At 48.6% G+C, this 20,581-nt stretch carries 16 protein-coding genes; 9 read left to right on the forward strand and 7 right to left on the reverse strand.

Annotated elements, in window-relative coordinates:
• The first annotated feature begins 4 nt into the window (after window positions 1-4).
• Entirely contained in the window at window positions 5-1,426 is a 1,422-nt protein-coding gene (locus LHF31_RS05060; protein WP_298008158.1) for a DUF3536 domain-containing protein, read from the forward strand.
• On the opposite strand, the gene LHF31_RS05065 is transcribed toward LHF31_RS05060, so the two are convergent.
• From LHF31_RS05065 to LHF31_RS05075, 3 genes are all read right to left on the reverse strand, one after another.
• On the reverse strand, window positions 1,423-4,881 hold the full coding sequence (locus LHF31_RS05065) for an alpha-amylase family glycosyl hydrolase (protein WP_298008156.1): 3,459 nt from the start codon (window positions 4,879-4,881) through the stop codon (window positions 1,423-1,425). The two genes, LHF31_RS05060 and LHF31_RS05065, sit on opposite strands and share 4 nt — an antisense overlap.
• 68 nt (window positions 4,882-4,949) lie before the next feature.
• Complete coding sequence (locus tag LHF31_RS05070; protein ID WP_298008154.1) at window positions 4,950-5,813, reverse strand: hypothetical protein; 864 nt, start codon at window positions 5,811-5,813, stop codon at window positions 4,950-4,952.
• A gap of 100 nt (window positions 5,814-5,913) precedes the next feature.
• Entirely contained in the window at window positions 5,914-7,071 is a 1,158-nt protein-coding gene (locus tag LHF31_RS05075; protein WP_298008152.1) for a thiolase domain-containing protein, read from the reverse strand.
• A 116-nt stretch (window positions 7,072-7,187) separates the two neighbouring features.
• On the opposite strand from LHF31_RS05075, the gene LHF31_RS05080 reads away from it, so the two are divergent.
• Both LHF31_RS05080 and LHF31_RS05085 read left to right on the forward strand, forming a co-directional pair.
• Window positions 7,188-8,852, forward strand: a complete 1,665-nt coding sequence (locus LHF31_RS05080; protein ID WP_298008150.1) for a CapA family protein — start codon at window positions 7,188-7,190, stop codon at window positions 8,850-8,852.
• A 2-nt stretch (window positions 8,853-8,854) separates the two neighbouring features.
• On the forward strand, window positions 8,855-10,531 hold the full coding sequence (locus LHF31_RS05085) for a CapA family protein (RefSeq protein ID WP_298008197.1): 1,677 nt from the start codon (window positions 8,855-8,857) through the stop codon (window positions 10,529-10,531).
• Window positions 10,532-10,537: 6 nt separating this feature from the next.
• On the opposite strand, the gene fabL is transcribed toward LHF31_RS05085, so the two are convergent.
• Window positions 10,538-11,314 (reverse strand): enoyl-[acyl-carrier-protein] reductase FabL, encoded by a 777-nt coding sequence (gene fabL, locus LHF31_RS05090; protein WP_298008144.1) that lies wholly within the window; start codon window positions 11,312-11,314, stop codon window positions 10,538-10,540.
• Window positions 11,311-11,751, reverse strand: coding sequence for a DUF309 domain-containing protein (locus tag LHF31_RS05095; protein WP_298008142.1), 441 nt, complete (start codon window positions 11,749-11,751; stop codon window positions 11,311-11,313). Before LHF31_RS05095 ends, fabL begins: the two co-directional genes overlap by 4 nt.
• 77 nt (window positions 11,752-11,828) lie before the next feature.
• On the opposite strand from LHF31_RS05095, the gene LHF31_RS05100 reads away from it, so the two are divergent.
• Together LHF31_RS05100 and trxB are read left to right on the forward strand one after the other, a co-directional pair.
• Window positions 11,829-13,181: an aminotransferase class III-fold pyridoxal phosphate-dependent enzyme gene (locus LHF31_RS05100; RefSeq protein ID WP_298008140.1), complete on the forward strand. Its 1,353-nt coding sequence runs from the start codon at window positions 11,829-11,831 to the stop codon at window positions 13,179-13,181.
• Between the two features lie 63 nt (window positions 13,182-13,244).
• Window positions 13,245-14,219, forward strand: a complete 975-nt coding sequence (trxB, locus tag LHF31_RS05105; protein ID WP_303773739.1) for a thioredoxin-disulfide reductase — start codon at window positions 13,245-13,247, stop codon at window positions 14,217-14,219.
• Window positions 14,220-14,294: 75 nt separating this feature from the next.
• On the opposite strand, the gene LHF31_RS05110 is transcribed toward trxB, so the two are convergent.
• Window positions 14,295-15,410, reverse strand: coding sequence for a LysM peptidoglycan-binding domain-containing protein (locus LHF31_RS05110; RefSeq protein ID WP_303773741.1), 1,116 nt, complete (start codon window positions 15,408-15,410; stop codon window positions 14,295-14,297).
• A 372-nt stretch (window positions 15,411-15,782) separates the two neighbouring features.
• Here LHF31_RS05110 and LHF31_RS05115 point away from each other — a divergent pair, with 372 nt between their 5' ends.
• The 4 genes from LHF31_RS05115 (at window position 15,783) to LHF31_RS05130 (ending at window position 19,441) form a co-directional block, all read left to right on the forward strand.
• On the forward strand, window positions 15,783-17,546 hold the full coding sequence (locus LHF31_RS05115; RefSeq protein WP_298003918.1) for an aldehyde ferredoxin oxidoreductase family protein: 1,764 nt from the start codon (window positions 15,783-15,785) through the stop codon (window positions 17,544-17,546).
• Window positions 17,547-17,621: 75 nt separating this feature from the next.
• The gene (locus LHF31_RS05120; RefSeq protein ID WP_298003915.1) at window positions 17,622-18,809 is read left to right on the forward strand and encodes a tungsten cofactor oxidoreductase radical SAM maturase; all 1,188 of its coding nucleotides are present in this window, start codon (window positions 17,622-17,624) and stop codon (window positions 18,807-18,809) included.
• Window positions 18,810-18,818: 9 nt separating this feature from the next.
• On the forward strand, window positions 18,819-19,064 hold the full coding sequence (locus LHF31_RS05125) for a MoaD/ThiS family protein (RefSeq protein ID WP_298003912.1): 246 nt from the start codon (window positions 18,819-18,821) through the stop codon (window positions 19,062-19,064).
• Entirely contained in the window at window positions 19,061-19,441 is a 381-nt protein-coding gene (locus LHF31_RS05130) for a MoaD/ThiS family protein (RefSeq protein ID WP_298003909.1), read from the forward strand. The genes LHF31_RS05125 and LHF31_RS05130 overlap by 4 nt, the downstream gene beginning before the upstream one ends.
• Here LHF31_RS05130 and LHF31_RS05135 read toward each other — a convergent pair.
• Window positions 19,433-20,500: a response regulator transcription factor gene (locus LHF31_RS05135; RefSeq protein WP_298003905.1), complete on the reverse strand. Its 1,068-nt coding sequence runs from the start codon at window positions 20,498-20,500 to the stop codon at window positions 19,433-19,435. The genes LHF31_RS05130 and LHF31_RS05135 overlap by 9 nt on opposite strands.
• Window positions 20,501-20,581 lie beyond the last annotated feature (81 nt).

The following is a 20,581-nucleotide window of genomic DNA, read 5'->3' on the forward strand; positions in this document are numbered from 1 at the left end:
TGGCATGAAGCCATTATATTTTTGTGTTCACGCTCACTTCTACCAGCCTCCACGCGAAGATCCTTTGACCGGGGTGATTCCGGTTGAACCCGGGGCTGCTCCCTTTCGTAACTGGAACGAAAGGATTCATGCTCAGTGTTACTATCCCAATGCTATCCTGCATAATTTTGAAAAAATCTCATTCAACATGGGTCCTACTCTGATGGAGTGGATGTTTGATTATGACCCCATTACCCTCAAACGTATCATTCAACAGGCCCAATCAAATGTAGAACGTTATGGGGTCAGCAATGCAATGGCACAGGCTTATAATCACACCATTTTGCCTCTGGCTACCCGTTCGGATAAAATCACCCAGGTACGCTGGGGAATTTACGATTTCGAAATGCGGTTTGGACATTCTCCTCAGGGGATGTGGCTGCCAGAAACGGCTGTGGATATCGAAACTCTCGAAGTCCTGGCAGAAAACGGCATTCAGTTTACCATTCTGGCTCCATGGCAGGGGAAAGGCATCCCGGTTTCTCCTGCCCACCCGTACAGGGTAGTATTACCTGGCGGAAAATCGTTAGCCATTTTCTTTTATGACCAATTGATCAGCACTCGTTTGAGTTTTGACCCTGGTGCAACCGTCAATGCCGATTCTTTTGTGCAGGAATTTCTTCTTCCCAAAGTGAAATGGGTAAATCAAAATGGGGGCATGCCTGCATTAACTTTGCTGGCATCCGATGGAGAACTGTACGGGCATCATCAAGCCTTTCGAGATAAATTTTTAGCCTATTTAGTAGATGGTGCCATTCAGGATAAGCCCATTGAACTGATGTACCCGGCTCGCTGGCTGAAAGAATTTCCAGTTACCGACACCGTAGAAATCATTGAACCCTCATCCTGGTCCTGTCATCATGGGGTGTTGCGCTGGTCTGGAGAGTGTGCCTGTACGCCACATGCATCCTGGAAAGCCCCATTAAGAGAAGCCTTCAATGAAATTGCTGAAGTTGTTGACCAGGCATATCTGGATTGGGTGGGGAATGATGGAAAAGATCCCTGGGAACTCCGCCATCAGTATATCCGTGTAGTCTTTGGGGAAGTGCATCTGGACATGTTATACGAGCAGGTTACGGGTAAGACTCTGGATTCGGTGGGACGCGAAAAATTGCACCTTCTCCTTCGGGCTCAGTATGAACGCCAGCGGATGTTTACATCCTGCGGCTGGTTTTTTGATGACTTTGACCGAATCGAACCGAAAAACAATGTGGCTTATGCCGCACAAGCCATTTGGCTTACCCAAATGGCTTGTGAAAAAGACCTTTCGGATGTGGTATTGAAAAAATTGAAAGAGGTGAAATCCTGGCGCACTGGATTAACTGCCGCTGAGGTTTTCAGCAGGCATCTCCAGCGCGCCCGGGAATTCTGGAAAGAGAAGGTTTAAAGTGCTTCGAGCAGTTTGGCGACTTGATATTGGGAAGCCTTCAATCCTTTCAACAGTTTCTGAACAACTTCAAAGCCTAAAATGGCTCGTTCGGTAAAGAATCCGGCGCTGGCATTGGGACTGAGTAGAGTCTCAAATACAGATAACAGATACATCCACCAGACAAATTCCTCAAACGCCTCCTGATTAAACCAGAGGATCTCTTTGTAGCGATTTACCCCAAGGTAGCGGCGAATTTCATCGTTTTCCAGCCATTTCTGCATGAGCTGACGCACCGGGATTTTCAGATTCTCCTCGAACCAGTTTTGCTGTTCGATTAAGATCCGTACCATGGAAACAGCCCGTGAGGATTGTTGTTCGTTGAGCCCAAGTCCCAGCCCGCTGTCAAAGATGGCTTTTGAAAGCCGCCATTCGTCCAACCAGGAACGGGACAAGCCCGATACATCCTCAACGCCGGCAATTTTCCCTAAATTCGCGGTGAAGATCCAACCAATCAGAGTCAGCCAGTGAGCATCGGGATTTTGAGAGATGCCGCTTCCCAGATAACTCATTGCCTGAGCGTATTTCTTCGAGCCTGGTAATGGATAACGGCTACTTAAGATTTGGATGGAGAGCGCTGTCTGGAGGGTGAGCTTCATGCTGGAGAGCATTTCTTTTCGGTTGAGGTTATATCCGCTGATTGCCGATGCACCATCCAGCAAACGGTTATATTTTCCTTCTGCTTCTTCTAACAAATGAACGGATAATGTCTGCTGGGGAGTTTTCAGACGACTCTCTACCAGATACCGGATATATCCCGGATGGATGATCTCACGAAATGCTGTTAAAACGGGTCGCAGAACCAGTTCGCGAATGGCTTCTTGAATATTGGGTACTCCTCTCCCATTCAAATATTCGTATAGTTGTTTGTAGGATTGCCATTCGTCGTCTTTCACCTGTTGAAAGTCCATGAACACATGATATTCATAGGCGTTCAGCGAGAGGTGCAAGCCATTGTGAGCAATTTCTGCGTTTGAGAAGAGGTACTCCTGACCGGTTACTTGATCTCTGGCGATGGTATACCAGCCCTCTTCTGTATGAAGCCCAAGCCCTTCTGAAAGCGACTTTTGGACTAAAGGACGGTTTCCCTGTCCTTTCACCAGGAATGGGGTGGAGGTTCTGATCCATCCTTCGGTGCTGGCAAACCGGTTATGCACAACCACCAGGGCTCTCTGGTTTCCAATTCCATTGGTGTAGGCAAAAACATTTTCATCCACCCATCCATTCGGGGTGACAAAATCATAGAAAAGGAAGTTGTCAATGCCTGCAAACAATGCCCGACGGTGGAGTAAAGGTGCGATCTCCCGGCGGTGACGCTCCATCAGATCCTGATCGGGTTGTTCGTTCCACATCGGTTTCCGGAATTCCATGCCATATTTCTCGGAATACCCTTCCAACTGTCCATGTCCAAACATAGGCAGACCGGGGAGAGTGGACATCAGTACGCAAATACCAAAGTATTTGTCTCCCTTCCCGAATTGATCGACCGCTGTTCGTTCGTCGGGGTTATTCATAAAATTAACATAACGTTTCAGAATCTCCGGATCGAATTCCAGGGTGTTCTTAATCAATGCTCGATACTTGTTATTTTCCTCGTTTCGAAGCATGTTCATGAAAGCGCTGTTATAAACACGGTGCATTCCTAACGTGCGAACAAAGTATCCCTCCATCAACCAGAAGGCTTCAGCAAGCAGAAGAGTATCGGGCGCTTCCTGAGCAACGCGGTCAACGACTTCGCGCCAGAATTCTTTGGGAAATACAACATTGAATTGTTCGCGAGTCAAACCATGTTCAGCACGGGATGGGATGGCGCCGCCTGTGCCGGGTTCCGGGTACCAGAGGCGCTGATAGTGCCGTTTTGCCAGGGTCATTGCGGCATCAAATCGAATGATGGGGAACCGTCGGGCTACCTGCAGGATGGTTTGAATGACGGCTTCCCGGACTTCCGGGATGAGGTAATTCAACTGCGCAGTGTCATTCCAGGGCATGCTCGTGCCATCATTTCCATGATAGATATAACGGGTGCGTCCATCACGATGATCGTAGTATTTGAAGACCACGGCGGCATCGGTGCGGTCGTAGTAATGATCTTCTATTTGAATGGTTACAGAAGGATCGCTCGATAAATCTGGACCTGAGAAGGTATAAGAGGGAAACGGACTGTAATCCAGCTGGATAAACCAGTCGGGATGATTCACAACCCATCGCGAATCAATCCCCATGTGGTTAGGAACCATATCCGATGCCAGCCGGATTCCATATTTCCATGCCCGGTCTCTCAAATTTTGATAAGCACTTTCTCCACCCAAATCTGCGGCAATTTCATAGTCATAGAGAGAATAAGCCGAGGCAATGGCATCGGGATTACCACAAAGTTGTTTGATTCGAGCGGATGCCCGACTGCGTTCCCATAATCCAATCAGCCACAACCCGGAAAAGCCCCAGCTTGCCAGTTCTGCCAGTTCTTCATCAGGAATTTCATCCAGTCGTTGAATCGGACGTTGATATTTTTGGGAGAGTTGATAGAGCCATACATATGTGTTCTTTGCCAGTAAGACAAGGCGAGGCATCCATTCTCGATCCGGGCTGAACGCCTCAACCTCAAGTTCACCCATTTGATACCGGTCATAAACCGGAATCAGAGTAGGACCAGGACCGAAAAACGAGGCTTTTTCTTCTTCTTTTACAAGGTCCAGACTGGATAAAAGACGATACAGGAACCTGCCTAAAAGTTCAGCCCAGCGCTCCCGGATGTACTCCAGTTGTCCGGTCAATGAGTAAGGTACAGCAATGGCTGGACTGCGTAAAAAATCTATCAAATTTTGACGATCCGGTCCAAAGGGAGGTTGGGTTTCAAAAAACTGATGCAGAGACTGGATAAAGGGTTTGTAAATTGTGGTAGATGCAAGTCTGTCGTCATCAAACAATTCCACGAAAGGATTTGTTGCCGGATTTTGGTTGGTGATCCAGAGCATCATCAGTTCCTCAACCAGGGCTTCCCGGTTGGGAACCCCTTCCGTTTCCCCCTCTAAATACTCCTCGGGAGTCACTTGCCCCAGATAGACGGAGAGGGGTGGAAACTCCTGGATAAAATTGAGCAATAAATGTTCTACTTCAGAACTTCCAAATTGTTCTGTGAGGAATTGGAGCGCTTTGGTAAAAGTCTGAGGATTCCTTTGCTGCTGGTAAAGGGCTGTAACATGATGAAAAATTTCATCCATCAACCCCAGGGCATTAATTTGCCCCGCTTTTACTGCCTGCTCCGGGTAATTGACCAGGTCCCGGTGCTGATTAATCTTTTGAGCAAATAAACGGGCAGCGTGGAAATTGGCAAAAATGACATTGCCATGATATCCGAAAAGACTTAAGTCAAAGTGATAGCGATCACGAGCCTGACGGGAAACATGAAATTCCATATCCATCCCTCTCTTAGGTTTGATTTGATTATACCTTTCAATTGTCTGGGCAGTTTCATGAAACCGAATTAAATTTTCAACAGATCTGGCACACAGAAATAATCGGGTTGCGACGCATCAATCGAAATTTGCCCTGCAATGACATCTCTTTCTACTAAAGTGAGACAGGTCCTTTCCAGCAGGGGCTTTTCCCAGGGAAAAAGTCGACCCAGATCTGACAACTGGACAGCACCTAGACTTTGTATGGCTTTCTGCACAATAACTCTTCGTGCATCCCATTCGGAAATAGGGTGCGCATCCTCAATTAAATTTGGAAAATGCCGGGCGGTTAGATCGTAAATAAAGGCATATTTCCATGCACCTGCCTGCGCGACCCCAACCGGAACAATGCGAAAGGTGATCTGGAGTTCCTCAAGAGCGCGGTTGAAGGCAGAGTCGCTGGAACGGCTTGCCAGGCGAGCGGCTTTTCTCAGGGATAGGGTATCCAGTGCACCTTCTTTGATCAGTGCTTCATATACTGCTTTTGCTTCAGCGGAAAGTTTTCCTGCAGTGTAGTCAATCAGGTAATCCTCATACGGGTTGCCATAGTTTGGCGATAAAGCATAAAAATAAGGGAGAAGGTCTAAAGAAATGAAAGTGTTTTTTCGTCGGATCACCCTGCCATAATACACGAGGTGTTTTCCCAGCCATTCATCCTTCCATCCCCAGGTGATGTGCCCCGGGTCATCGTGTTCATCGGCAACGGGACGGTTTCCCGCAACTGCAGTCCACAGACTGGGGAATTCAATTCCACGGCAGGGCCAGAATAAGATATATCCTCTTTCCTGAATATAATCAAGCGCTACCTCAGGGCTTTTTAACCGATGATCTGGTTGAAGCCGAAAAGTGTATTGACGATACTCCTGAAGGACTGCCCGGGTGATTTGCTTCATGTTGCGCTCCAGAAGTATTTATAACCCAATTTTTGAGGGATGAAAACAAAACGCCGGCATTGAGAGTATGCTCATGCCGGCTCCAGCGAATGGGAAAAAGTTATTCGCACATTAAGATATGGGTAATGATGTTCGAGCCACTGCCGCCAATGTTTTGAGCCATGCCGTACCGTGCCCCTTCTACCTGAGTGGCTCCGGCTTCTCCGCGGAGTTGTTGAACCACCTCCACAATCTGATACATTCCTGTTGCACCTACAGGATGCCCGCGGGCTTTCAAACCACCTCGTGTTGCTATTGGAATTCTTCCATTGGGACGGATTTCCCCTTCCATGGCAAGGCGTGGTCCCTGCCCTCTTTCTGCAAAGCCGCAGGCTTCCAGAGAAAGTGCAGCCATAATGGTAAAGGCATCATGGGCTTCGAATAAATCAATATCTTTGGGTTCAATTTGAGCCTGGCTGTATGCCTGTCTGGCTGATTTTTCAGCCGCAGAAAGCCACAAAGGATCTTTCCGGTGATGGATGGCAATGGTATCTGTTGCGGCAGCAGATCCTACCACGCGGATAACTTTCCTGCCGTTTCCTCTTCTCAGCATTTCAGCCGGCACGAGAACTGCAGCAGCAGCGCCATCGCCCATCGGAGAAGCATCTAACAGATTAATCGGCTCAGCAATCATGGGTGCCTTACGATATTGAGCCTCACTGATGGGTTCCTGGAATCGGGCAAAGGGGTTGTGGGCTCCATTGGCATGCGCATTGATGGAAAAGCCCGCAAAGTGATCCCGTTCCCATTTGTATTCATACATATAACGGCGCATGATCAGCGCATTCAGCGCGACGAATGATAATCCCTGGCTGGCTTCCCAATCCTGATCGGCGGCTGTGGCTAATTCAGCGGTGATCTCACTCCCCGGGGAGTCCGTCATTTTTTCTACCCCGGCGGCTATTGCCACATCAACGGCTCCAGAGGCAACTGCCATGACTGCGCTGCGGAATGCCGCTGCACCCGAACTGCAAGCGTCTTCTATATGCAGGGCTTCAGCGTTTTTTATGCCTACCCAATCGGCAATGTAAGTTCCCAAATGCTGTTGGTGATTTGCCGAGCCACTCATCATATTTCCAACATACAGAGCATCTGCTCTGGTAATACCCGCATCCAGCATAGCGGCAAGAACTGCTTCTCCAGCCAGTTCCCTCAGGGATTTTTCCCATTGTTCATCAATTTTGGTTTGTCCGATTCCCAGAACTGCCACTTCACGCATAGTTTATCTCCTGCTTTTGATACTTTCATTCTACCGGTGTTCCCTATCAAAAACCATCAAATTGTACAGGCTTGTGAAAAAGGGAGGCAAAATCACCTGCAGAGTATAATTAGGGCGTGTCTCGAATATCTTTGTGGTTTTCCATTGGATGGATTTTCCTGCTTTTCTCCGGTTGTGTCCCTTCAACCGTTGAGGTCTCCCCCACCCAACCCGAGAATTCCCTTCCGGTGGAAACGACGAAGGTTTTTTCCCTCTCTGAAAACACCCCTACAGTAGTGGCTACGGACGTTCCCACTGCGGGAGCATTCCCCATCTGGTTTGATGGGGCAATTCCTCCGTTTGCGAGAGAGTTAATCCTGCAGGATAAATTGTTTACTGTGGCTGATAACCCGGAAAATTCGATTGGGGTTTTTGAAATTGGGGCTCCAGAGGGGATTAATGCAATACAGGCAGGCGTGTTGGTATATTCTCTGGCAGTCGCATTTCCAGAGCCAAAGATGTCTGAAAGCCTTAAGACTCTCAAAGATATTTGGTGGGGAACGCTCTCTTTTCCCCTGTTAATGAGCCCCGAAACTTTCAAGGTGTTTAACGCTTACTGGGGAGAGCCAACTTCGAACAGCATCGAGGTAATGGAGGAGTCTTTGATGCTGGAAAAAGTCTGGAAGACTCCTGGTGCCATGGCTATTCTTCCTTTTGATCATCTGACATCCAGATGGCGTGCGCTTCCTGTAGATGGTATTTCTCCCTTTGATTCAAATTTTTTTCCCCAGAGTTACTCTCTTGGAGTCCCTGTCCGTATGGTGATGAAGCAACCGATTACCCTGAGCATACAGGCTGATAAGAACCTGTTTGCTCATTATCGAAGGGAACAGATCACTTTTCTGGCAATGACAGGAGTAACTGCCTTATCCCGTCGTACAGCACAGCGGATGAATGAAAAGGGCGTTTTATACCCTCAGGAGAATATCGGTGCACTGCTTTCTTCTGCTGACTTAACCCATATCAGCAATGAGGTTTCGTTTAACCCGGAATGTCCTCCTGAAAAAGCCCAGTTGCGAGAAGCTCTTTTTTGCAGTCCTCCGGAATATATCCAACTTCTGGAAGCCGTGGGGACTGACATTGTGGAATTGACCGGAAATCACAACCTGGACCGGGGAGTAGAGGCGTATCTCTATTCTCTCTCGTTATATCAAGAGCGGGGCTGGCAGGTTTTTGGCGGAGGCGAGGCACAGGCACAGGCGTCCAAGCCGCTCCTCATTGAAAACCATGGAAACCGGTTGGCATTCATTGGTTGTAATCAGGCTGGTCCAGAAATAGCCTGGGCAGGTGAAAATTCCCCCGGTGCGGCACGCTGTGATTTATCCTGGATGAAAGAACAGGTGTCTTCTCTACGGTCTCAGGGAGTTCTTCCGATTGTAACATTCCAGTCCGTTGAAACCGAGGATTATCGTCCAGCCCCCATGCAGCGCCCGGGAGATTATCTGCAAATGGCTCAGGCAGGTGCGGTTATTGTGAGTGGAAGCCAGTCTCACGCGCCGCAGGGATTTTCGTTCATAGAAAACAACCTGATTCATTTTGGATTAGGGAATTTATTCTTCGATCAAACTGATACCTTTCTTACCAGTCAGGCTTTCATTGACTGGCATGTGTTTTACCAGGGTAGATATCTCGGTGTGTGGTTGATCCCGATTCGCCTTGAAGATTATTCTCGCCCGCGTCTCATGACGCAAGATGAATCTCTCTCGTTGTTAAAAAAGGTGTTTGAGGCAAGCCTGTGGTAGTGATGAGAAAGAATCTATACATTTTGCTGTGTCTCTTGATGGTGCTTCTGATTTCTTCCTGCACAGGAAAAGTTCAGTCATCAAAGCCATTGTCTGTACCACAACCGACATTGACGCCCTTTCAACCCGTAGAGCCAACAAATGGAAGGGCTTCAAATTTGCTCCTACCTGCGGATACCCCCATTCCTCCATTGGAGGACTCTCCGCTGAAACCGGCAAGTTTTCAGGCAGTGTACTTTTCTCCGGCAGTTCCAGAGTTTTTCCGCAGCAGCGTTCCATATCCATCCGGCTGGCAAATCTCTGAGCACCCGGATTCGTCTGCAGTTCAGGTTGTTCCATCCATGGATGGTACGATAACATGGGTTTATGCCCTGGTAGCACCATTCCCGACAATTGAGGATGATATCTCTCTGGATGTTCTACTTCGAATCTGGCGTGGCGAAGATTCACGTTCGTTACTGGTATCACCATCTACATATCATGCAATGTTCTGGTTATTAGGAAATTGTGGGGAGAATGTTTCTCAGGTTGCTCCAGATGAACTTTTGAATCGCGCCTGGCAGGATCAATCCTGGGCAATAGTGCCGTTTGAAGAAATCATCCCCCAATGGAAAGTTCTGAGCATTGATGGAAAATCCCCCTTACAACAAGGGGCTCTGGAAGGTTACCCGTTAACGGTAAATTTTTCAATTAAGAGCGAAACTCCGCTTCCGGAGGACATGTTTCAATGGCTGGTAGAACATCGTACCAATCGTGATCCACAATTCATGACCACCTTAATGCTGACCGGGACCACTGCCTTAGTAAGAGCCATTGGATGGAAAATGGAAACACTGGGAATGACGTACCCGGCTCAGGATATTTTGAACTGGTTGCTTGAGCCAGATTTCCTTCACATCAGCAATGAAGTCTCCTTTAACCCAAAATGTCCGCCAGCAAACCCCAACCAGACCAGTTTGATGTTTTGTAGCCGTCCGGAATATCTGGAGTTATTCCGTGCCATTGATGTGGAAATAATCGAGTTGAGTGGAAATCACAATACCGACTGGGGTAGGGATGCCTTTGCTTATTCCCTGGAGCAATTCCAGAAAGAGGGCTGGATGTGGTATGCCGGGGGATGGAATGCCGGAGAAGCCTCACAGCCGCTGTTAATTGAACACCATGGCAATCGGATTGCCCTGTTGGGGTGTAATTACGCAGGTCCACCTTCCGTATGGGCGACTGACGAAGAACCTGGAGCAGCAAAGTGCGATTTTGACCGTTTAGAAGGGCAGATTCAATCCCTTCGGGATCAGGGATTTCTTCCTGTAGTTACCCTTCAGCATACGGAAGTTTATCAATCTCCTGCCTCTGAGACGCAACAAAGGGATTTCCGAAGGCTGGCACAGGCAGGTGCGGTGATTCTCAGCGGAAGTCAGGCACATTTCCCTCAGGCGTTGGAGTTTTATCACGGTGCTTTTATCCATTATGGCTTGGGCAATTTGTTTTTTGATCAGATGGATATTCCTGTCCCCGGAACCAGACGCGAGTTTTTAGACAGGCATGTTTTTTATCAGGGAAAACATATCAATACCCAGTTGTTAACGGCCATGTTGGAAGATTATGCCCGTCCCCGCCCGATGACAGATGAAGAACGAACGGAATTTCTTCGAGAAATTTTTAGTGCCAGTGGCTGGTGAACTCATTTAGGGAACAGGTAAAGTGTAACCCCCATCCAGAATGATCACTTGCCCGCGAATCATGAAGGCTTCCGGAGAACACAGGAAGGCTACCACGCCTGCAACATCTTCCGGGGTGACTAACCGTCCTGCGGGAGTTTTTTCAATTGCATGGGGTATCGTTTCCGGGTTGCTTAACGATGCAAAATGCTGTAATGCATCCGTCAGAACCAGTCCGGGAGCAACGGCGTTCACAACAATGTTTCTGGGGGCTAATTCCACTGCCAGATACCGAGTCAGTGCTTCTAATGCTGCTTTGCTGGCTCCTACAGCCACGTAATCGGGCAAAACACGATGGGAGCCGGGGCTGGAAATTGCGACAATACTGCCGCCACCTCGTTTTTCCATCAGAGGCACAGCCCTTTGGGCTGCAAAAAGGAATGCTCGTGCATTCACATTCATTGTCCAATCCCATCCAGTAACTTTCTGTTGCAGGGCAGGACGATTGAAGCCGGAAGCCGCGTTGCTGATAAAACCATCCAGTGCACCCCACTCGTTCTCTATCGTGTCAAAGAGCAGGTCAATGTCTTCCGGCTTTGCCAGGTTGGCGCGAATAACCAGGGCTTGCCTTCCCATTTCTTTGATCTGACTGGCAACTTCCTGGGCTGGCGATTCATTTCGATGGAAGTTCACTACCACATTTGCCCCTAATTGAGCCAGATGAAGCGCAATGGCTTTCCCTATTCCTCTACCAGAACCGGTTACCAGAAAATTTTTATTGAAAAAGAGAAGTTCTTTGCTCATTCTTCTGATTGCTCCATTAAAACAGGTTTAAAAAGTTCAAGAGGGAATTGAGACATCTTTGCCTCTCCCAACTGGAGAAGAGTGTTTTCAGACTGTAGGGCGTCCTGTCGCAATTTCCCCAGTTGAATTCCACAGCAGATATCAGGGAACGGAGATAGCCAGTATCGGCTGTAAGTAAACATTTTTACCGCTCCCCGGTAATTTCCCCTTAGAATGTGATAATAGGCTAGCCCTATCTGGAGGATACCGCGATACACATGTCGAAGTGCTCCTTTTTCTGCCCGCCAGGCAATTTCTAATTCTTCGTGGGCTTCAAAATATTGCTTTTGATTGAATGCTTGAATCCCGCGAATGGCGGATGGATGGATTTTCCCTTTGCATGCTTCCATGGCTTCTTGTGGGGTACAGGGTGATTCTTTATCAGTCAGGTTATTCACGTTTACACACCGGGTGATAGATTGCAGAGATTATAATACAATAACATTGGCAAGTTCCAACAGAAAGGAAACCCAATATGATAAACATCTCGGATGAGGATATCCTTTCAGCCTCTCTGGAAACCAACTTTTGGACCTGGTCCGCTCAAGGTAAAGTCAACCCAATTCCAGTAAAACGGGCTGAAGGGGTTTATTTTTGGGACGTTCACGGGAAGAAGTATCTGGATTTCAACTCCATGGTGATGTGTGTGAATATTGGACATGGAAATCAGCGGGTCATTGAGGCAATTGCATCCCAGGCAAGGGAACTTGCTTTTGCAGGTCCAGGGATGGCAACCCGTCCTCGGGCAGTTCTGGGAAAATTATTGCGAGAAATTGTCCCCGAAGGGCTCACCCATTTTCTTTATACCCTTGGTGGGGCAGATGCCAATGAGAATGCCATCAAACTTGCCCGGGCATACACCGGGCGCCCCAAAATTCTTACCCGTTATCGTTCCTATCATGGAGCGACCCATGGAGCGCTTGCTTTGACTGGTGATCCCCGGCGGATAGCCTGGGAGCCGATGGTGATGCCTGGAGTGGTTCATTTTCTGGATCCGTATCGTTATCGCTCCACATTTCACACCCATCATCCAGAAGTGACTGAAGAACAGTTCTCGCAGGATTACCTTAATCATCTGGAAGAAATCATCCAGTATGAAGGACCTCATACCATTGCGGCCATTTTGCTGGAAACCGTAACCGGAACCAATGGCGTGATTGTGCCTCCAAAAGGATATCTCGAAGGGGTGCGTGCCATTTGTAATCGGTATGGAATCTTATTGATTTGCGATGAGGTGATGAGCGGATTTGGGCGAACAGGGCGCTGGTTTGCTGTGGATCATTGGGGCGTTAAACCCGATTTAATGACCATGGCAAAGGGGCTGACTTCAGGGTATGCCCCTTTAGGCGCTGTAGCCATGCGACGAGAGATTTTCGAGTTTTTCAGGGATCGTGAATATGTGGGAGGGTTAACGTTCAATGGACACCCCATCTCTTTAGCGGCAGCCGCGGCGGTGATCGAAGTAATGAAAGATGAGCATCTGGTTGAACATGCCGCCGAAATGGGAACCGTTATGAAAGAAATGCTGGATGAACTGGTAGAAAGGCATCCCTCCGTCGGAGAAGTTCGTTCGATTGGTTTGTTTGGGGCCATCGAACTGGTGAAAAATCGTAAAACGCGGGAACCGATGGCTCCATTCAATGGTTCCAGCCCTGAAATGACAGCTCTCCGTAAATATCTTCTGGATCACGGGGTATTTTTGTATACCCACTGGCATACTGTATTGCTTCTTCCGCCATTGATTATTACGCCGGATCAACTACGTGAGGGGTTTGAGGTGATTGATCGTGCTCTCGAGATTACGGATCGAGCCACTGGTGAAGTGTAACTTTTAGGGTGAGACATCGTCTAATAAAAGGTGTATTTTTGAATCCTGAACAAGAGGTGAATTATGGACTTCAACCTGATCAATTTGACTTCACATGCCGAAGAAGAGAAAGAGCACCATCCTTATAAAGTGGTGATTTTAGGCTCAGGACCTGCCGGGCTTGCTGCGGCGCTCTACGCCGCTCGCGCAGAGTTAAATCCACTGGTGCTGACAGGGATGGAACTGGGAGGACAGGCGGCTTTGACCCACACTATTGAAAACTACCCGGGTTTTCCAGATGGCGTAGGCGGTTCTCAACTGGGTGAACTGTTTCAAAAACAAGCCGAGAGGTTTGGCGCTCGGATTGAGTTTGATATTGCCAGTAAGGTGGATTTATCCCGGCGTCCCTTTGTCATTGAAACAGAAAGTGGACAGGAAATAAAAGCCCAGACCCTCATCATTGCTACAGGAGCAAGCCCCAATCATCTTAACGTGCCGGGTGAAAAAGAACTGACTGGCAAAGGCGTTTCTTACTGTGCCACATGCGACGGATGGTTCTTCAAAGATAAAGAGGTTGTGGTCATTGGCGGGGGGGATAGCGCTTTGGAAGAAGGGCTCTTCCTCACCCGTTACGCAACGAAAGTGACCATTATCCATCGTCGGGATACTTTACGGGCTGGAGCCATTTTGCAATCCCGTGCCAAAGCCAATCCAAAAATTCAATTTATCTGGAACACGGTGGTTACAGAAATTCTGGGGGAGGATGCGGTAAAAAGTGTAAGGTTGAAGAACGTGGTCACCGGAGAAGAGAGTACCTTCCCAACAGATGGCGTATTCATCTTCATTGGTCATAAGCCGAATACTCAGCTCTTTATGGGGCAACTGGAGATGGATGAAGGCGGTTATATCATCACCGACAAGAAGATGCAAACCAGTGTTCCCGGGGTTTATGCGGCTGGTGAAGCGGCTGATCCGATTTATCGGCAGGTCATCACCTCTGCCGGGATGGGGGCTGCGGCGGCAATGCAAGCTGCGCGCTTCCTGGAGGAACACGAATAAAAAATGTGAGTTTGAACAAAACAGGCTGCCAGTTCATATTGCTGACAGCCTGTTTTGTTATATTCTCACATTTCCTTATTTACTTGCCCAGGCAAACACTCGCTCGGCACTCACGCTTCCTGCAGGTTCCCAAATGGGTTCGTTGGTCTCTTTATTTGTTCCGGTTTGGCGGACCGGCAGGACGGACCAGCGGAAAATATGAAGTTTCCCATCCGTTGGACGCAATTCCTCAGGGATGATGTACTTTGTGTCGGTTACGTATGCCACAAATTTCCCTTTACTGCTATCGGTTGCGTCAATCAGGGTGACGGCGTAGGCTTCATTGGGCCTCAGTTCGCCGACGGCTGCCCACTGCAGGGTGATGATGTCATTCTGAGACAGGAATGAAGCACCATCGGTTGGAAGCAACAGATTAGGGGCCGGGTAAGGGGGAATAGGGGTGGGTGTAGGAGTGGGTTTTGGTCCACGCTCGCACAACGGGATGATCAATTTTTGTCCCGGGAAAATGATGTCACCGGGTAATCCATTGTAATCTCTGATGGCTTGAGCGCTCACTCCGTAATTTGCCGAAATTTTGCTCAGCGTATCGGTTTCGGTAACGGTGTACTCCAGTTTTTCACAGGATGCTTCGGCCTGTTGAGTTGGATCCAGCGTGTTTGTCGGAAGAGGAGTAGGGGTTACCGTTGGATAGGGGATGAGAAGGGTCTGTCCAACTACCAGTGTATCACAGGCCGCTGGAAGTTTGTTGAGGATGATGATGCTTTGCACCGATACATTGAAAGTAGAGGCGATAGAAATACACGTATCCAGAGGGGCTACTTTGTATTCAAACGGCGGACGTTCTGTAGCGGTTGGCTCCAGAGTTGCCGTTGGGGAGGGTGTCGGTGTCAGAGTCTGTGTCGGTGTGATAGAAGGTGTCAGGGTGGGCAACGTAGCCGCTTGAGGGGCTGGCTGAGTAAATTGATACACAGCATAAACCGTTCCTGCACCCACTGCCAGGAGCAGAATAATCAGACCCAGAAGGGCAGGAAGGCTGAGAGTAATTTCAGGAATGCCCCTCTCTTGTGTTGATTTCCCTTCACTTTCAATGAGCACCGTACCGCAAACTGTACAGCGGGGTGCATTGTTTGCCAGTCGAGTCCCACAGGTGGGACAAATTTTTGTGTTTGGTGATTGGGTTTCGCCAGTCATAGTTTCCTTATTTACCAGAATGAACGGGTACTCCCGACTGCTGGCATTATACCATACTCAAATTTCAGTTTTTCCAATCCCTTTGGATTGGAAAGGAGAAGAAAAAAGTGATATTTTGCATCATTGACTCAATAGAAAAAATCATATAATTTTAATTTTGAAATAGTTTTACTGGAAAAACCCCTTATAAGTACAAATCATAATGTGGTGTGGACCTGGCGTTTTCCGGATAAAGGGGAATTTGGAAAACTGCTGATTAAGTTCATTTCCGACCGGTTATTGAATATAACAAGGAGGTGTGTAAAGAGAGGATTTTCCTGCAGAAAAATCTCAAACCAATTTGCATTTTAACATCCAAAGGAGGAACGGACTATGTGGATTGTCAGAATTAATATGACGGATCGGAGCGTCAAATTTGAAGATGTGCCAGAGAAATATAAATACCTGGCAGGGCGAGGATTGACCTCTCATATCATTTATGATGAAGTGCCTCCATTGGCACATCCATTGGGACCAAGCAACAAACTGGTTTTTGCCACTGGGATAGTCACCGGAACATCCGCGCCTACTTCCGCACGCGTCTCTGCAGGCGGTAAATCTCCCTTGACTGGCGGTATCAAGGAGTCTAATGCAGGGTCACCCTGGGCGCATGATCTGGCAGTGATGCGGATCAAGGCGTTAATCCTTGAGGGGCTCCCGGAAGATAAGAAGACATTCTGGGGTATTCATCTTTCCTGGGATGCTGACGCAGGGAAACCCAGGGTGGAATTCTTTGATGCCACTGAGTACACCGGAAAAGATCTCTATGAGGTATCGCCGAAATTGTTTGAACGCTTTGGGGATCGCATTTCCTTTGCCGGTTGCGGGGTTTCTGGCGAGTACGGTTATGGGAATGCCGGCATTGTCTACAATGATCTGGCAAAGCGGCCGAGCCGATACTCCGGACGTGGTGGCTTGGGCTCTGTAATGGGGAGCAAACGCGTCAAGTTCATCGTGATTGACGCAAAAGGAGCGCCAGGAGTTGAAATTGTAGACAAAGCCCTCTTTGATGAAGGGCGCAAGAAGATGATTGACGCTATCCGCTCCCATGACATTACCAAACCGAAAGGCGGCTTGAACTCTTTTGGCACGGCGGTGCTCATCAATATCCTCAATGAGGCTGGCGGTTTGCCCACGCGTAACTTCTCCAGCGGACGTTTCGAAGGTGCAGCAAAGATTGCAGGAGAAGCCCTGTTTGAGACCAATAAACAGCGTCTCGGAAAAGAGTTATACAACCACGCTTGCAGTCCAGGGTGCATCATTCAATGCTCCAACACTCTCTACGACGAGAATGGTAAGGAGATTACATCCTGTGTTGAGTATGAATCGGACTGGGCTCTGGGCGCAAACTGCGGCATTGATGATCTGGATGCCATTGGTGAGATGGTGCAATTGTGCAATGCCTATGGTCTGGATACCATTGAAACAGGATGCACCATTGCCGTGGCTATGGAAGCCGGAGTGATTCCCTTTGGTGATGCAAAAGGAGCGATCCAGTTGATCCATGAAATGGGCAAAGGCACTCACATGGGACGCATTTTAGGCGCAGGCACTGAAACAGCCGGGAAAGTTCTGGGAGTGACACGTGTTCCGACTGTGAAAGGTCAAAGCATGCCTGCCTATGAACCACGCGCAGTGAAAGGCATTGGCGTGACCTATGCGACCACTACCATGGGAGCAGACCATACTGCTGGATATACCATTGCCCCTGAAATTCTGAGTGTGGGTGGCAAGGCAGATCCGCTGTCCAACGAGGGGAAAGCCGCGTTGAGCCGCGCCTTCCAGGCTACTACGGCCTTCATTGACTCTTCCGGGCATTGTCTGTTCATTGCCTTCCCCATTCTGGATATTGCCAGCGGGTATCAGGGCATGATTGATGAATGCAATGGCGTTTTAGGCACCAAGTGGACGGCGGATGATGTTCTGCGCATTGGGGGAGAAATCCTCAAAGTCGAACGGGCCTTCAATGAAGCCGCTGGCTTCACTAAAGCCCATGATCGCGTGCCGGAGTTCATGAAGCGCGAGCCGTTACCACCGCACAATCAGGTCTTTGATATTCCTGATGAGGTGCTTGACGCTGTGTACGCGGAACTCTAGTCTCTTTTGATTGGTTAGAAAATGGGGTGGGCAGAGGATTTCTTTGCCCCCCCATTTTCTCAACGGGAGGATATTATGCCCAAAGTCGTAGCGGATGGAGAAGGACGGCTTCAACTCCCTCTTTCGTTTCTGGAACGCCGTCAAATGCCTCCGGGAGCGGAATACTGGCTGGATGAACGCGATGGAGATTTAATTCTCCACCCCCGGCGACCCGACGTGAGAAAACTCTACATTGAGCCGACTACGGGTTGTAATTTACATTGTGTGACCTGCATTCGGAATGTCTGGGAAGATGAAGAAGCCCAGATGTCCATGGAAACCTTTGAACGGATTTTGGAAGCCATAGATCGGTTACCGGAATTAAAGAGAGTGGTCTTTACCGGTTTTGGCGAGCCGCTCACCCATAAACATATCTTCGAGATGATCGAGGAAATTCGCCGTCGGGGAATTGCAGTAACGGTTGGAACAAATGGCTTGTTATTGAACGAGGACAGGGCGCGTAAACTGGTAGAGGCAGGGGTGGACCGACTTGTCATTTCGGTAGATGGGGTGAAACCGGAAACTTATTCCAGTGTGCGAGGCGCGATGCTGGCGCAGGTACTGGAAAACATTCGCCGCGTTAACCAGATTAAGAGCCAGATGGCAACGGTGACCCCGGCTTTAGGGATCGAATTTGTTGCCTTAAAGAGCAATGTAGAGGAATTACCTCATCTGGCTGGATTGGCTTCCCATTTGAATGCGGCTCGCATTCTGGTCACCAATGTGTTACCCTATACTGAAGAAATGCTTCACGAAGTTTTGTATGGCTATGAACCTCAGGCACCATTGAAAGGAGGGTCCTGTCCTGTGCGTGCCAGCGGATGGGTGATGTGGGGAACCCTGGATATGCCCCGCATGCACTGGGGAGCAGAGCGACGTTGTCGTTTTGTCTATGACCGTGCAGTGGTGGTGGGATGGGATGGCGGAGTGTCTCCCTGCTATGCTTTTTCGCATAATTACCATTACTTTGCCATTGATGGATTGCGAAAAAAGGTTTCTCGATACCTGTTGGGTAATGTGAACGAAACCCCACTGGACGAAATCTGGATGAGTGAAGAGTACGTGCGCTTTCGAAGTGAAGTGATGGGCTTTCATTTTCCTTCCTGTCCTGACTGCGACTTAAGAGAAACTTGCGACTTGCGTCAAAGAAATGAAGGATGCTGGGGGTGGAACCCTTCCTGCGCAGATTGTTTGTGGGCACAGGATATTGTTCGTTGTCCTTAGGAGGGTAGGGTGGAAGTCAGGGTTAAGTTGTATGCGACGCTGGTCCGATACGTGGAAGGTATCCGTGCAGGACAGCCAATCTCTTTAAATTTGCCCGAAGGTTCAACAATCCGGGACGTTCTAACGGTATTAAAAATTCCAGAAGAAGAGGTCAAAGTGGCCTTTGTGGCAGGACGTGCCTGTCCATGGGATACGGTACTGAAAGATGGTGATGAAGTGGGGATTTTTTCGCCGATTGGAGGTGGAAAATCATGACAATTCGCATAGATGTGTGGCTGTACGGCGAACTGGCAAAGTACGGAGGGGAACAGGCAAAGGCCGGGTTTGCCAATCTTCAGATAAACCTTCCTGAAGGAGCAACGGTAGCCGATCTTCTCACGCAAATGAAGATGCCCACAGAGGAACGGGGCATCACTTTCATTAATGGATTGCTCAGTGCCATGCCGGGTGTGCAACCAGATTTAGCCCATGTGCTTCATGACGGTGACAGGGTAGCATTTTTCCACCTGCGCAGTATGTGGCCCTTCCAGTATCGCCATGGAGCCAGTATGATCGGCGAACTGGCTCAGGAATTAACCAGCAGAGAGGACAAGGGAATACACCACGATTATCGGCATGAACGCTCAGGATAATGCCATAGCGCTGGAAATACAGTCTTCCAGAATCGTTTTCAAGGTCTTCACGTCTAAATCTTTTTTATCGATAAAGGCTATCGCACCGGCTTCCATGCCTAACCGATGGAACTCTCGATCCGGATAGGCGCTGATTAAAACTGTCCGGGTTTGAGGGGAAACTGTCCGGACACGACGGGTGCACTGTATGCCGTTTTCTTCCCCCCTCAAAACCACATCTATGAAAGCCACGAGGGGTTTGATTTTCTGCGCGATCATGACTGCTGATGCAATATCACCGCTTTCGTAAATGGAAATCTGGGCGTTTAATTTCCCGATCACATGTGCCAGTTGTTGCCGAAAACGGGGGTTGTCGTCCACAATTAATACCCCAATAGGAAAATCTGCTTTGGATGGGCGTTCAGGGGCATTGGGAGAAGAGGGGGTGTGGTGTCCTAGTAATTCGGGGTGCTGGTTGAGGTAATTTACCGCTTCCAGGCGGCTTTGGACGTTCAATAAACGGTACAGGCGGGTCAGATGATTTTCAATGGTTTTTACTGATAATCCTGTAAGCCGGGCAATTTGCTGATTATCTTTTCCTTCCCACAGATACAACAAAATTTCCTGTTGTCTTGAGGTTAGGCCTGGGGTGGAAGAATTGGATAGCGCATGCACAAGTTTGCCAATCAGAGGGCTCGAAATCCAGTGTTCGCCATTCAAAACCCGTTGCACCGCAAGTTTCAGGTCATTGAGCGGTTGATCTTTGAGATGATAACCGTGAACACCGGCGCTCAACAGTCCCTGCACATACACATTATCATCATAGGCGCTGACCACTAAAATCTTGAGATTGGGATAATTTAACCGAATAGAATGAATTGCCGGTATGGGGTCAAAGTCCGGCATGGTCACGTCAATTAATACCAGATCGGGGAGATGTTTCTTGATTTCCTCCTGTAACGATTTTCCGTCCCCGACTTCAGCAACCACTTGAAGATGCTCGATTTCTTCTAGAACACGGCGAATACCCGCTCTGACTACTTCGTGATCATCAGCAAGTAAGACCCGGTACGCACTCATGGAAATGATTATAATACCCCTTTAGGGGAATTCCCTGTGTCTATTGGGGGATTCCTTACTTGTTTTCAAAGCCCTGGGAAG

The sequence above is a fragment of the Anaerolinea thermophila genome, assembly GCF_020723905.1.
In the GTDB taxonomy this organism is placed as follows: Bacteria; Chloroflexota; Anaerolineae; order Anaerolineales; family Anaerolineaceae; genus Anaerolinea; species Anaerolinea thermophila_A.

Coding starts and splice junctions, on each gene's coding strand:
- LHF31_RS05110 (WP_303773741.1), bottom strand. CDS start 15,410: ATGACTGGCGAAACCCAATCACCAAACACAAAAATTTGTCCCACCTGT.
- LHF31_RS05115 (WP_298003918.1), top strand. CDS start 15,783: ATGTGGATTGTCAGAATTAATATGACGGATCGGAGCGTCAAATTTGAA.
- LHF31_RS05120 (WP_298003915.1), top strand. CDS start 17,622: ATGCCCAAAGTCGTAGCGGATGGAGAAGGACGGCTTCAACTCCCTCTT.
- LHF31_RS05130 (WP_298003909.1), top strand. CDS start 19,061: ATGACAATTCGCATAGATGTGTGGCTGTACGGCGAACTGGCAAAGTAC.
- LHF31_RS05060 (WP_298008158.1), top strand. CDS start 5: ATGAAGCCATTATATTTTTGTGTTCACGCTCACTTCTACCAGCCTCCA.
- LHF31_RS05085 (WP_298008197.1), top strand. CDS start 8,855: ATGAGAAAGAATCTATACATTTTGCTGTGTCTCTTGATGGTGCTTCTG.
- LHF31_RS05075 (WP_298008152.1), bottom strand. CDS start 7,071: ATGCGTGAAGTGGCAGTTCTGGGAATCGGACAAACCAAAATTGATGAA.
- LHF31_RS05100 (WP_298008140.1), top strand. CDS start 11,829: ATGATAAACATCTCGGATGAGGATATCCTTTCAGCCTCTCTGGAAACC.
- fabL (WP_298008144.1), bottom strand. CDS start 11,314: ATGAGCAAAGAACTTCTCTTTTTCAATAAAAATTTTCTGGTAACCGGT.
- trxB (WP_303773739.1), top strand. CDS start 13,245: ATGGACTTCAACCTGATCAATTTGACTTCACATGCCGAAGAAGAGAAA.
- LHF31_RS05070 (WP_298008154.1), bottom strand. CDS start 5,813: ATGAAGCAAATCACCCGGGCAGTCCTTCAGGAGTATCGTCAATACACT.
- LHF31_RS05135 (WP_298003905.1), bottom strand. CDS start 20,500: ATGAGTGCGTACCGGGTCTTACTTGCTGATGATCACGAAGTAGTCAGA.
- LHF31_RS05065 (WP_298008156.1), bottom strand. CDS start 4,881: ATGGAATTTCATGTTTCCCGTCAGGCTCGTGATCGCTATCACTTTGAC.